The organism is Bacillus sp. DNRA2 (genome assembly GCF_012843265.1).
Lineage (GTDB): Bacteria > Bacillota > Bacilli > Bacillales > Cytobacillaceae > Bacillus_BU.
The window spans coordinates 1-294 of sequence record NZ_JABAIT010000092.1 but is presented as its reverse complement, the minus strand read 5'-3'; the positions used below and the strand labels follow the sequence as shown (position 1 = coordinate 294).

Here is a 294-nt window from a genome sequence, read left to right as displayed (position 1 = left end):
CCTGAAAGATGATCAGGTTGATAGGTCAGAGATGGAAGCGTGGCGACATGTGGAGTTGACTGATACTAATAGATCGAGGACTTAACCATTTAAGGTGATTTACGTTTAACCATTTCTTCTAAAATTATCTAGTTTTGAGAGAATGAAATTTCTCTTGCAAAATTGAAAAAAGTCATTATAATAAATAATGTCTTATAAAATAGTCTGGTGGCGATAGCGAGAAGGTCACACCCGTTCCCATACCGAACACGGAAGTTAAGCTTCTCAGCGCCGATGGTAGTTGGGGGCTCTCCC

The 294-nt window shown here is 40.1% G+C and carries 2 rRNA genes; both read left to right on the top strand.

What is annotated here, in order from left to right:
- Positions 1-89: ribosomal RNA gene (locus HHO41_RS22150) — 23S ribosomal RNA — on the top strand; the annotation flags it as partial.
- A 114-nt stretch (positions 90-203) separates the two neighbouring features.
- Positions 204-294, top strand: a 5S ribosomal RNA gene (gene rrf / locus HHO41_RS22145); the annotation flags it as partial.